Source organism: Clostridium gallinarum (assembly GCF_014836325.1).
Classification (GTDB): domain Bacteria; phylum Bacillota; class Clostridia; order Clostridiales; family Clostridiaceae; genus Clostridium; species Clostridium gallinarum.
Genome location: NZ_JACSQZ010000007.1, coordinates 43699 through 56256, shown reverse-complemented (window position 1 = coordinate 56256; position 12558 = coordinate 43699). Strand labels below are relative to the sequence as shown.

At 28.1% G+C, this 12558-nt stretch carries 13 protein-coding genes; all 13 read left to right on the top strand.

The features are described from left to right. The first annotated feature begins 68 nt into the window (after positions 1-68). The 13 genes from spoIVA (at position 69) to rsmB (ending at position 12557) form a co-directional block, all read left to right on the top strand. On the top strand, positions 69-1547 hold the full coding sequence (gene spoIVA, locus H9660_RS03120) for a stage IV sporulation protein A (RefSeq protein ID WP_191748451.1): 1479 nt from the start codon (positions 69-71) through the stop codon (positions 1545-1547). 255 nt (positions 1548-1802) lie between these two features. Further along, the gene (locus H9660_RS03115) at positions 1803-2198 is read left to right on the top strand and encodes a PBECR3 domain-containing polyvalent protein (RefSeq protein ID WP_191748449.1); all 396 of its coding nucleotides are present in this window, start codon (positions 1803-1805) and stop codon (positions 2196-2198) included. 237 nt (positions 2199-2435) lie between these two features. Continuing rightward, complete coding sequence (locus H9660_RS03110) at positions 2436-3428, top strand: asparaginase (RefSeq protein ID WP_191748447.1); 993 nt, start codon at positions 2436-2438, stop codon at positions 3426-3428. A 215-nt stretch (positions 3429-3643) separates the two neighbouring features. After that, positions 3644-4525: a YicC/YloC family endoribonuclease gene (locus H9660_RS03105; RefSeq protein WP_191748445.1), complete on the top strand. Its 882-nt coding sequence runs from the start codon at positions 3644-3646 to the stop codon at positions 4523-4525. 14 nt (positions 4526-4539) lie between these two features. Beyond that, positions 4540-4809 carry an extracellular matrix/biofilm regulator RemA gene (gene remA / locus H9660_RS03100; protein WP_191748443.1) on the top strand — a complete coding sequence of 90 codons (270 nt, stop codon included), beginning with the start codon at positions 4540-4542 and terminating at the stop codon, positions 4807-4809. Then, complete coding sequence (gene gmk, locus H9660_RS03095) at positions 4809-5447, top strand: guanylate kinase (protein WP_191748441.1); 639 nt, start codon at positions 4809-4811, stop codon at positions 5445-5447. The genes remA and gmk overlap by 1 nt, the downstream gene beginning before the upstream one ends. Continuing rightward, on the top strand, positions 5428-5652 hold the full coding sequence (gene rpoZ / locus H9660_RS03090; protein WP_191748439.1) for a DNA-directed RNA polymerase subunit omega: 225 nt from the start codon (positions 5428-5430) through the stop codon (positions 5650-5652). Before gmk ends, rpoZ begins: the two co-directional genes overlap by 20 nt. Position 5653: 1 nt before the next feature. Next, positions 5654-6853, top strand: coding sequence for a bifunctional phosphopantothenoylcysteine decarboxylase/phosphopantothenate--cysteine ligase CoaBC (coaBC, locus tag H9660_RS03085; RefSeq protein ID WP_191748437.1), 1200 nt, complete (start codon positions 5654-5656; stop codon positions 6851-6853). A gap of 55 nt (positions 6854-6908) precedes the next feature. Further along, positions 6909-9107: a primosomal protein N' gene (gene priA, locus H9660_RS03080; RefSeq protein ID WP_191748435.1), complete on the top strand. Its 2199-nt coding sequence runs from the start codon at positions 6909-6911 to the stop codon at positions 9105-9107. 12 nt (positions 9108-9119) lie between these two features. Then, on the top strand, positions 9120-9563 hold the full coding sequence (def, locus tag H9660_RS03075) for a peptide deformylase (protein ID WP_191748433.1): 444 nt from the start codon (positions 9120-9122) through the stop codon (positions 9561-9563). 12 nt (positions 9564-9575) lie between these two features. Next, complete coding sequence (gene fmt, locus H9660_RS03070; RefSeq protein WP_191748431.1) at positions 9576-10502, top strand: methionyl-tRNA formyltransferase; 927 nt, start codon at positions 9576-9578, stop codon at positions 10500-10502. Positions 10503-10527: 25 nt separating this feature from the next. Further along, entirely contained in the window at positions 10528-11226 is a 699-nt protein-coding gene (locus H9660_RS03065) for a zinc metallopeptidase (RefSeq protein WP_191748429.1), read from the top strand. Between the two features lie 11 nt (positions 11227-11237). Beyond that, positions 11238-12557 carry a 16S rRNA (cytosine(967)-C(5))-methyltransferase RsmB gene (rsmB, locus tag H9660_RS03060; protein ID WP_191748427.1) on the top strand — a complete coding sequence of 440 codons (1320 nt, stop codon included), beginning with the start codon at positions 11238-11240 and terminating at the stop codon, positions 12555-12557. Position 12558 lies beyond the last annotated feature (1 nt).

The following is a 12558-nucleotide window of genomic DNA, read 5'->3' as shown; positions in this document are numbered from 1 at the left end:
AAAAGTTGTATATTTTTTAATTGTTTAGAATATATATATAGTGTTAAAAATAAATAGGAGGTTACAACGTGGACAGCTTTAATATATATAAGGATATAGCTGAAAGAACACAGGGGGACATATATGTTGGTGTTGTTGGTCCTGTAAGAACTGGAAAATCAACATTCATTAAAAAATTTATGGACCTTATGGTAATACCAAAGATTGAGAACAATTATAAAAAAGAAAGAGCAAAGGATGAATTGCCTCAAAGTGGATCAGGCAAGAGTATTCATACAACTGAACCAAAGTTTGTTCCAAATGAAGCTGTAGAAATTACAATTGATGAAGAAATAAAATTTAAGGTTAGAATGGTGGATTGTGTTGGATATATTGTAAAAGGTGCTGTAGGATATATGGATGGTGAAGATGCTAAAATGGTAAATACACCATGGTATGAATATGAAATTCCATTTGAAGATGCAGCAGAAATTGGAACTAGAAAAGTTATAACGGATCATTCTACTATAGGACTAGTTGTTACAACAGATGGAAGTATAACAGGAATAGCAAGAGATGAGTACTTAGAAGCGGAAGAGAGAGTAATAGATGAGTTAAAAGCCATAAACAAGCCTTTTATAGTTGTACTTAATACAAAACATATAAACTCTTCTGAGACAAGAGCGTTAAAAAAAGAAATAGAAGAAAAATATGATGTTGCAGTCCAAGTAATGGATGTAGCAAATATGAATGAAGAAGATGTTGAAAATATCTTTAAACATGTACTTAAAGAATTCCCAGTTAAAGAAATAGAAATAGATATGCCATCTTGGGTAGAAAGATTAGAACCTGATAATTGGCTTAAGAAGGATTTCTTTAATGTTGTTAAAGAAATGTGTGAAAATATTAATAGAATAAGAGATATAAAAAGTGTAGTAAACACATTAAAGGATGAAGAAAGTTTAGCTCCAATTGAAATGAATTCAGTAAGTTTAGGAGAAGGCAAAGCTAATATAAAATTAAAACCTAAGGATGGTATTTTCTATAACATATTAAGTGAAATTTGTGATTTAGATGTAAAAAGTGAAAGTGATTTATTATCTTTAGTTAAAGATCTTAATTTTGCAAAGAAAGAGTATGATAAAGTTAAAGATGCTTTAATTGATGTTAGAGAAACTGGCTATGGGTTAGTACCCCCTCAACTTTCAGAAATGAAGTTTGAAGAACCTGAAATAGTTAAACAAGGAAATAGATTTGGCGTAAAATTAAAGGCATCAGCTCCTTCTTTACATTTTATTAAAGCAAATATAAAAACAGAAATAAGTCCTATTATGGGATCAGAAAGAGAAAGCGAAGAATTAGTAAATTCTTTAATGGAGCAATTTGAGGAAGATCCAGCATCATTATGGCAAAGTAATATGTTTGGTAAGCCTTTAGAAGTATTAATAAAAGACGGCTTACAAAACAAACTATATAAAATGCCAGAGGATGTACAAGTTAAAATTCAAAAGACACTACAAAAGATAATTAATGAAGGTAGTGGTGGATTAATTTGTATAATATTATAGAAAAAATATTTATTTAAAATATTTTTTAATGATATAAAAGATGTGTTTTTAAATTATAAGTATATATAATATTAAAAGGGTGATGTAGTAACAGCCCTTTTTTTATTTATAAAATTATATAGGTGAAATTTTAATTTGAAATTTATTATTAAATTTTAATAAGTCATAATTTTTAGGAAATTAAATTGATAAATTGAATATTATATACAAAGAACTTAAAAGCTAATATACAACTATAAAGAATTGGGGTGTATTATGGAAAATAGATTTTATACCTATAAGAGAGTGGGATATTTTAATAATAGAATGGCTGAAAACTTAGGGGTGAAATTTACAGGAACCATTTATGCTTCGCCAGGAGTAATAAAGCATATTAAAAAAAGACATGGAAAACATTTAGGTAAAAAAATAATAAGTAATATTATAGAATACATGAGAGAGATTTTAGAAAAACCAGATTATATAGGGGTATATAGACTGACAGAAAATGAAATTCATGTGGAGATTATAAAAAAAGATAAAGCAAATATATTAATAGGGATAGATATTAATTCTAAAAGAGATTATATTCACGTTTCAACCATGTATCCTATTACTGATAGTAAAATATATAATAGACTTTATAGTGGTAAAATAATTAAATGTAGTTAGTAAATAGAAGTTGAAAGATTAAAATGATAAATATATAATTAGTAATATAGGTTAAGATATATTGTTGAGGTGAGAAAGGGCTCCTCACGCGCTGGCTTTTCAGTAAAAAGAGATGTAGGATACGCCGACCTACCTACAATATATAATTTTATTTTAAACTTTTGGATAAACCAAGAGTTTTTATTTTGGTAATTATTAATATTTAATGTAATAAGTATAAAACTTTAGGAGGAAAAAATGAAGAAAGTAGCAGTTGTATTTAATGGGGGAACTATATCTATGAAAGTTGATGAAAGAATCAAGGCTGCTGTTCCTAGTTTGACTGGTGAAGAAATAATGTCTATGGTAACAGGAATAGAAAATTATGCAAATATAGAATCTTATAGTTTTTCAAGTAAGCCTTCACCTCATATGACTATAGAAAATATGTTGGAGCTTAGTAAGTTTATAAGGGAATTAGTTGATAGAGATGATATAGATGGTGTTGTATTAACACATGGAACGGATACTTTAGAAGAAACTGCTTATTTTTTAGATTTAACAATAGATACTGAAAAAGTAATAGTAGTAACAGGTGCTATGAGAAGTAGTTCAGAGCTTGGTTACGATGGTCCTTTTAATTTAGCAACCTCTATTTGTACAGCAATTTCAGATGATGCTAAAGGCAGAGGAGTTTTAGTTTGTTTTAATGGTGAATTAAATTCTGCAGCAGAAGTTACTAAAGTAAATTCAATGGCTTTAAATGCATTTAAAACGCCAAATTTTGGGCCTATAGGAATAGTTGATAATAATAAAGTGTTTTTCTATAGAAATACAATTAAACATAAGGTTTATCATGTTGAGAGTATAAGAGAAGATGTAGCTTTAATTAAATGTGTAGCTGGAATGACATCTGACTTTATTGATTTTGTAATAGATAAAGGTTATAAGGGGATAGTTATTGAAGCACTTGGAAGAGGAAATGTTCCACCAGAAATGGTTATGGGTATAAAAAGAGTTTTAAGGAAAAATATACCTGTTGTTGTAGTTTCAAGATGCTTTGAAGGAAGAGTACATGAATCATATGGGTATGAGGGTGGAGGAAAAATGCTTAAGGATTTAGGAGTTTTCTTTGAGGAAAGTATGCCAGGTCAAAAAGCTAGAATAAAATTAATAGTAGCCTTATCAAGTGAAAAGGCTATAGATATAAAAGAATCCTTTAAGAAAAATATAAATGATACTAATAATTAGTAGATATTAAGGTAAAGTACATACATCATAATATAATTAAATATAATATTTTAATCATATTAAAGGTTATAGTACAGAAATGCTATAACTTTTTTTGCTTAAATGTTAATAATTTGTGAACAAATCATTGACAATAATATAGATTATCTTTTATATTAAATGTATTCGCTATAATAATATATAAATTATGTTTTATAAAAGCTTTGGAGGCATATATGGTTAAAAGTATGACTAGTTTTGGTAGAGCTAGTAATGAAGAAGGAAGTAAACACTTATTTTCAGTAGAAATGAAGAGTGTAAATAGTAGGTATTTAGATGTAAATGTAAGAATGCCTAAAAGTATTATCTCACTAGAGGAAGAAATAAGAAAGTTAGTTAACTCAAAGCTTTCAAGAGGTAAAGTAGATATATTTATAAATCAAAAAAGTTATTCCAAAGGTGATGGTATTGCTAAAGTAAATATTAAGCTAGCAGAAAGCTATTTTAACTGTTTAAAAGAAATAGAAGAAAAACTGCAATTAAAAAATGATGTTACAGTACTTCAAATAGCAAGGTTTCCTGATGTAATTGATATTGTTGAAGAAGAAGATTCAGTAGAAGAAATTTGGCAAGTGATTAAACCTCTTATAATATCATCTTTAGATATGATGGATAATATGAGGAAAATTGAAGGTGAAAAGCTAAAAGAAGATATATTAGCTAAGTTAATTGAAATTGAAAATATAGTTTTAAGTATAGAGGAAATTTCATATACTGTACCTAATGCTTATAAGAAAAAAATAGAGTTAAGACTTAAAGACTTATTAGATGGAGTAGATATAGATGAAGGTAGAATTGCTCAAGAAATTGCAATAATTGCTGATAAGTCTGCTGTAGATGAGGAAATTACAAGATTAAAAAGTCATCTGAATCAAATGAGGATTACATTTGAAGAAGGTGGTCAAATAGGGAGAAAACTTGACTTTATTATTCAAGAAATGAATAGAGAAGCTAATACAATAGCTTCGAAATCTAGTGATATGGATATGACGAATTTCGTCATTAACATAAAAAATCTAATAGAAAAAATAAGAGAACAAGTGCAAAACATAGAGTAAGTAGGAGGAAAGTAATGGGAATAAAATTAATTAACATCGGATTTGGGAATATAGTTTCTGCTAATAGACTTGTAGCTATAGTAAGCCCAGAATCAGCACCTATTAAGAGAATAATACAAGAAGCAAGAGATAGAGGTATGCTTATAGATGCTACTTATGGAAGAAGAACAAGAGCAGTAATTATAACAGATAGCGACCATGTTATTTTATCAGCAGTTCAACCAGAAACAGTTGCACATAGATTAGTTGTAAAAGATGAAGTAGTAGAAGAGGTTGATGAATAATGCATAGCAATAGAGGCGTTTTAATAGTTATTTCAGGACCTTCTGGTGCAGGAAAAGGAACAATTTGCAAAGCTCTATTAGAGAAGCATGATAATATTTATATCTCTGTTTCTGCAACAACTAGATCTCCAAGAGAAGGAGAAATAGAAGGTGTAAATTATTATTTTTTAACTAAGGAAGCTTTTGAACAAAAAGTTAATGAAAATGGATTTTTAGAATATGCAAATGTACATGGAAACTTTTATGGAACTCCTAAGGTTAACGTTGAGAAGATGTTAGAAGAAGGTAAGGATGTAATTTTAGAAATTGACATTCAAGGAGCACTGCAAGTAAAGGAAAACTTTAAAGAAGGGGTATTTATTTTTATACTACCACCATCAATGGAAGAACTAAAGAAAAGAATAATTAAAAGAGGTAGTGAAACAGAAGAATCCTTAATGACTAGATTTAAGAATGCATATAAGGAAATTAATTATGTTTCAAAATATAACTACGCAGTAGTTAATGATACTTTGGAATTAGCAGTTTCAAAAGTTGAATCAATTATAGCTGCTGAAAAATGCAGAGTTGATAGAATAAAAGAAAATACAATTTTAGATTCTAAGGAGGGCTTAATTCATGAACAACTCTATGATTAATCCATCAATAATGGATTTACTTCAAAAGGTAGATGATAGATATTCACTAGTAATAGTAACTTCAAAAAGAGCTAGACAATTAATAGATGGGAGAGAACCATTAGTGGTAACAAAGTCTAAAAAGCCTCTTACAATTGCTATTAATGAAGTTAATGCAGGAGAAGTTGGTTACGAATCAACTGTAACAAAAGAAGGTAACAAGTAAAATGGATACAAAAAAATGTGTATGTATAGGAGTAAGTGGTGGAATAGCTGTTTATAAAGCTTTAGATATAATAAGTGCTTTAAGAAAAAAGGATATAGATGTAAGAGTTATTATGACTGAAGCTGCTACAAAATTTGTTACTCCTTTACCATTTCAATCTTTAAGCCAAAATATGGTGGTAACAGATATGTTTGCTGAACCAAAAGCTTTTGAAATACAACATATTTCTTTAGCTAAAAGAGCTGATGTATTTTTAGTAGCTCCAGCAACTGCTAATATAATAGGAAAAGTTGCAAATGGCATAGCTGATGATATGTTATCAACTACTATTATGGCAACTAAGGCAAAAGTTATTTTTGCACCTGCAATGAACACTAATATGTATGAAAATAAAATAGTTCAAGAAAATATACAAAAACTAAAAAATCTTGGATATGAGTTTATAGAACCTGATTCTGGATTGCTTGCATGTGGTGATGAAGGAAAAGGTAAATTAGCAAAACCAAGTGAAATAGTTGAAAAAGTAATGGAAGCATTGAATAATAGTAGTCTTGAAAAAGACTTAATTGGAAAAAATGTTTTAATTAGTGCAGGTCCTACTAATTCTAGTATAGATCCAGTTAGATTTATTACAAATAGGTCTACTGGGAAAATGGGATATTTCTTAGCAGAAGAGGCTAGAGACAGAGGTGCAAATGTTACATTAGTTTCTGGTCCAACTAATTTAAATCCACCAAGTGGTATTAAAGTTATTAATGTAGTCACTAATGAAGAAATGAAAAATGCAATTTTAGATAATTATGATAATAGTGATATAGTTATAAAATCAGCTGCTGTTGCAGATTATAAAATTAAAAATTATAGCAATAAAAAAATAAAAAAAGATGATGGAGAGCTAGTTTTAACTTTTGTTAGAGATAATGATATTTTAAAAATATTAGGTGATAACAAAAAACATCAGATTTTAGTTGGATTTGCAGCTGAAAGTAATGATGTAGTAGAAAATGCTAAAAAGAAGATTGTAAAAAAGAACTTAGATTTTATTGTAGCTAATGATATAACAAGTAGTGATACTGGATTTGCTAGCGATGATAATAAAGTTATTATCCTTTCTAAGGATGGAAAAGAAATATATTTAGATAAGATGAATAAAAGAAAAGTTGCATCTAAAATATTTGATACTATATTAAGAAAGCGCTAAAATGCGCTTTCTTTCATATAAGACTAAAATAGTACCTAATAAAAGGGTGATAAATTTGAAAATATATGCAGAAATTATAATTAATAGTGATGCTTTGGAAATAGATAAACCTTTTACTTATGAAGTACCAGAAGATTTTATTAATGATATAAGCATAGGGCAATGGGTTAAAGTACCATTTGGTATAAAAAATAATATTGTAGATGGGTTTGTATTAAATTTAAAAGAAGATAATATAAGTGGAGTTAGAATAAAAAAAATTAAAGCAATTTCTTTAATAAATCCACTTTTAACTAAAGATGATATAAAATTAGTTGAATATTTAAGAGAAAATTATTTGTGCAAATATATAGATGGAATAAGACTTTTAATTCCACAAGGAGTTCTAAAAGGTATAAATAATAAATATAAGATTGTTGTTGCTATAACAGATAAAAAAGTTCCAAGTGATATAGAAGAAAAATATAATGATATATTAAGTTTTATAAAAGATAATAATGGTAAGTTTAATAAAAGCGAATTAACAAAATTATATGGTTTATCAATTTATAAGATAAATAAGCTTATTAATGAAGGATACTTAAAAGTAGAAGAGGAAATAGTATATAGGTATAATTTAAAAGAGTATGTTAATTATAAGGAAAAAGAACTAACAGAAGATCAACTTAGAGCTATAAATCAAATACAAAAGTCTAATAAAAATGTTTTTTTGCTAAAAGGTGTTACTGGATCAGGAAAAACAGAAGTTTATATGAACTTAGTTAAAGAAGCTATATGTAATGAAAAATCTGCAATTATTCTAGTCCCTGAAATTTCATTAACTCCACAAATGATAGAGAGATTTAAAGGGAGATTTGGAAGGGAAGTAGCTGTTTTTCATAGTAAATTATCAGATGGTGAAAGATATGATGAGTGGTATAGAGTAAAAGAAGGTAAAGCAAAGGTTGTTATAGGCGCTAGAAGTGCTTTGTTTTTACCACTTGAAAACTTAGGAATAATTATTATAGATGAAGAACATGAGAATACTTACAAATCTGAACAAAATCCAAGATATGTTACAAGAGAAGTTGCAGAATATATAAGTACTCTTAAAAATTGTAAAGTTATTTTAGGATCAGCAACTCCATCAATTGAAACTTATTATAGAGCAATAAGTGGTGAAATAGAACTTATAGAACTTAAACATAGAGTAGATAATAAACCTATGCCAATTATTGAAATAGTTGATATGAGAGCAGAATTAAATAGTGGAAATGTATCTATGTTTAGTAGAAAATTATTTTCAGAAATGAAGCTATCCTTAGAAAAAAAAGAACAAATTATATTATTTTTAAATAGGCGTGGATTTTCTACTTTTGTATCATGTAGAAGTTGTGGCCATGTATTTAAATGTCCTAAATGTGATATTTCAATGACATACCATAAAAATGGATATTTAATATGTCATTATTGTGGTCATGGAGAAATGCAATCTAAAGTTTGTCCAAAGTGCAAAAGTAAATATGTAAAACATTTTGGAACAGGAACTGAAAGAGTTGAGGAAGAGGTAAAGAAGTATTTTCCGAAAGCTAAAGTTTTAAGAATGGATATGGATACAACAAGAAATAAAAATTCACATGAAACTATTTATAATTCTTTTAAAAATGGTGATGGAGATATACTTATAGGAACTCAAATGATCGCAAAGGGGTTAGATTTTGAAAATGTAACTTTAGTTGGTATATTGGCAGCAGATATGTCTTTGAATGTACCGGATTATAGATCGGCTGAGAGAACTTTCCAAATAGTTACTCAAGTTTCAGGAAGGGCAGGAAGAGGTAATAAAGAAGGAAAGGTTATTCTTCAAACATATAGTCCGAGTAATTATAGTTTAAATTATGCTAAAAATTATGATTATGAGGGATTTTATAATGAGGAATTTACTACTAGAGGTTTGATGTATTATCCTCCTTTTGGTAAAATATTATTGATAAACGCTTCATCAAAAAATGAAAGCTTATTAAAGAATTTTATGAATACATTGAAACAAGAATTGAATATTATATACAATAATGAAGATAATATAGAATTTCTAGGACCTGTTCCATGTATAATATCTAAAATAAAAGATAATTTTAGATGGCAAATAATATTTAAAGGTGATATATCTTTAGATTTTTGTAAAAAAATCAAAGATAAACTTTATCAATTAAATAAGAATGTATATAATGAAATAAAAGTAACAATTGATATAAATCCAAATAATTTAACTTAGGAGGTAAGTTTAATGGCAATTAGAAATATTAGAAAAAACGGTGATGAAGTTTTAAGAAAAAACTGTAAAAATATAACTGAAATAACACCAAGAACTATAAAATTAATAAATGATATGGCAGATACTATGTATGAAGCTGATGGAGTTGGTCTAGCAGCTCCACAAGTAGGAATACTTCAAAGAATATTTGTTATAGATGTATATGATGATTATGGACTTAGAGTATTTATAAATCCAGAAATATTAGAAGTTTCAGGAAGTCAAATAGGTGAAGAGGGATGTTTAAGTGTTCCAGGAGAAGCAGCAGAAGTTGAACGTCCAAACTATGTAAAAGTAAAAGCTTTAAATGAAAAAGGTGAAGAGTTTGTTTTAGAAGCTACTGAACTTTTAGCAAGAGCTATATTACATGAAAATGATCATTTAAATGGAAAACTGTTTATAGATTATTTAAAATAAAGGAGGTTTAACATGAAAATAGTATTTATGGGAACTCCAGATTTTGCAGTACCATCTTTAAGAAAGATAATTAATACTTTTGGGGTAGAATGTGTATTTACTCAACCAGATAAACCAAAAGGAAGAGGAAAGAAAATAGCATATTCACCAGTAAAAGAAGTAGCTTTAGAGCATAATATAAAGGTATTACAACCTATGAAGTTAAAAAATGATATAGAAGCAATAGAATATTTAAAGGAATTAAAACCAGATTTTATTATTGTTGTAGCTTTTGGTCAAATTTTAACTAAAGAGGTTTTAGATATACCAAAGTATGGCTGTATTAATTTACATGCATCCCTTCTTCCAATGTATAGAGGTGCAGCACCTTTAAATTGGGCTATAATAAAAGGTGAAAAGAAGTCAGGCAATACAACAATGCTTATGGATGTTGGATTAGATACTGGAGATATGCTTCTTAAAGATGAAGTAGAAATATCAGAGGATATGACAGCTGGAAATCTTCATGATATTTTAATGGAAAGAGGAGCAGATTTATTAATTAAGACTATAGAAGGATTATATGGTGGGGATATAATACCAGAAAAGCAAGAGGGTGAAACTTTTTATGCAAAGATGTTAAATAAAGAGTTAGCTTTGATAAATTGGAATAATTCTGCGATAGATATTCATAATTTAATTAGAGGACTTAATCCTTGGCCAATTGCTTATACTAATTATGAAGATAAAAGTATGAAAATATATGAAAGTAAAGTTTTAAAGGAAGATAGCAAAAAAGAACCTGGGACTATAGTTGGTGTTTCTAAAGAAGGCATAAAGGTTGCTACTTTGGATGGAACTTTACTAATAAAGAAAATACAATTTCCAAATGGAAAGCCTTTAACTATAGAACAATATATAAATGGAAACGAAATTAAGGTAAATAGTAAGCTTTACTAAAATATAATGTAAAGGAGATGGATATATGTTTTATCCAGGATTTTATTTTGATCCAACCTATTTAATTTTATTACCAGCAATGATAATAGCTTTTTGGGCACAATTTAAAATAGATAGTGCATATAAAAAATATAAGGCTGTTAGAATAGCAAGCGGTGTTACAGGAAGTGAAGTTGCAAGAAGTATTTTAGATGGAGCTGGACTTTTTGATGTAAGAATTGAAAGGTATGGAAAGCATCTTGGAGATCATTATGATCCTTCTTCAAGAGTAATAAGGCTTTCACCTGAAGTATATGATGGAGTTACAGTTGCAGCAGCAGGAATAGCAGCTCATGAGTGTGGGCATGCAATTCAACATCAAACTCATTATGCACCTTTAGTTTTAAGAACTAGAATAGCTCCAGCAGTAAATATAGCAAGTAATGCTTCAATATGGCTATTTATGATAGGTATATTTTTAGGGAATCCTTTATTTGCTAGGATAGGAATAATATTTTTTAGCTTAGCAGTACTTTATCAAATAATAACTCTTCCAGTGGAGTTTAATGCTTCAAGAAGAGCTTTAAATATTTTAGAAACAAGAACATTTTTATATGGTGACGAGATAAAGGGAGCACAAAAGGTTCTAAATGCAGCAGCCATGACATATGTTGCAGCAACTTTAATGGCTATTTCTCAATTAATTAGATTAATAGCCTTAAACAACAGATATAATGATAATTAAGAGGTAGAAGTATGAATAGTAGAAAACTTGCAAGACAAATAATACAAAGAGTATTAGAAGAAGGAGCTTATTCAAATTTAGTTTTATCAAAAGAATTAAATAGAGATGATATAGAAGAGAAGGATAAGGGACTTATTACAGAAATAGTTTATGGAACTTTAAGAAGAAAAAGAACTTTAGATGTGCTAATAGGAAATTTTGTTAAAGATATAAAATTAATAGATAAAACTGTATTAAATATATTAAGAGTTGCAATTTATCAAATGTATTTTTTAGATAAGATACCAGAATATGCAGCATGTAATGAAGCTGTAGAGGAAGCAAAAGAAGTTTCTATTGAAGCTTCAAAACTTGTTAATGGTATTTTAAGAAACTATATTAAAGATGAAAAAGAAATAATGGTTCCAGGAAATAGAATAGATGAAATTGCATATAAGTTTTCTTTTGAGCCATGGATGATAAGACTTTTTATAAAGCAATATGGTGAAGAAAGAACAAAAAAAATAATGGCTGGTCTAAATGAAACACCAAAAGTTACTGTAAGAGTAAATGAATTTAAAGGTGAGTATGACGAAGTTTATGAAAAATTAGAGCAAATAGGATATGACATAGAAGAGGGATATGCTTGTCCAGAGGCTATAACAATTAAAGGGGGAAAAGGAGTAGAAAATAACGAAGTGTTTAAAGAAGGACTTATTACAGTTCAAGATGAAAGCGCTATGTTAGTAGCTCCTTTATTAGAGTTAAAAGAAGGAGATAAGGTTTTAGATTTATGCGCAGCTCCAGGTGGTAAAACTACTCATATAGCTGAATTGTTAGGAGATACAGGGGAAGTTCTAGCATTTGATTTACATGAAAATAAATTATCTTTAATTGAGGAAAATGCTAAAAGATTAGGATTAAGTAATATTGTATGTAAAGAAATGGATGCGACTAAACTTAATAGCGAATATATTAGCTATGGAGATAAGGTCTTAATAGATGTACCTTGTTCAGGTCTTGGTATAATTAGAAAGAAACCTGAAATAAAATGGAATAAAACAAGACAACAATTAAGAGATTTAATTGAAATACAAAGAAATATTATGGAGAATGCATGGCAATATTTAAAACCGAATGGAATAATGATTTATTCTACATGTACTCTTAATAAAGAAGAAAATGAAGAAAATATAAAATGGTTTTTAGATAAACATAAAGATGCTGAAATAGAAAAAATATATATCGGAAATAATAATAATTTCATATATAATGCAGATAAAAGTTTAACTATATTACCGAATGATTCCATGGATGGTTTCTTTATAGCAAAAATAAAGAAGATAAAATAGG